Consider the following 504-nt stretch of genomic DNA (forward strand, 5'->3'; position numbering starts at 1 on the left):
CTGTCGGTGGCGCCGGTGCTGGCATTGGGCAGGGGCATCCGCGGCAGCCTGACCGTGTCGGGCGTGCCGCGGGTGGACATGTCGCGCGGCGTGCTGCTGCTGGGCGACCCGCGGGTGGATGAGCTGCGCATACCGGGACTGGACCAGGCGTTTGGCGGCCAGCTTGCCAATATCGCCAGTTTCCTGGCTGCGCAGCTGCTGGGCGATCTACCGGTGTACAGCTTTTCTTCCAGCGACCTGCGCTATGCCGGCGTGCAGTTTGCGCCCCAGAAAATCGTCACTCAGCCGGATCGCCTCGTGGTAACCTTTGCGCCGGTCAACTGAACCGTATTGTCTCGGGGGCTACCTACCGAACCCGCCTGTATCATCTTGGCGGGTTTTCCTTTTTCAACGCGCAGGCTCCCGCAGCGCATCTTTCACCCAAGAAAAATACAAGCATGGATCTGGCATTACTCTTTAAAGCATTCATCATGGGCCTCGTCGAGGGATTCACCGAGTTCCTGC

At 61.3% G+C, this 504-nt stretch carries 1 protein-coding gene; it reads left to right on the forward strand.

Features of this window, described 5'->3' with window-relative positions:
• Window positions 1-324 (forward strand): YceB family lipoprotein (locus tag JK635_RS28470; protein ID WP_202654664.1); only part of this gene is annotated, 324 nt, incomplete at its 5' end.
• Between the last annotated feature and the right edge of the window lie 180 nt (window positions 325-504).

Source organism: Neobacillus paridis (assembly GCF_016765675.1).
GTDB lineage: Bacteria > Bacillota > Bacilli > Bacillales > Cytobacillaceae > Neobacillus > Neobacillus paridis.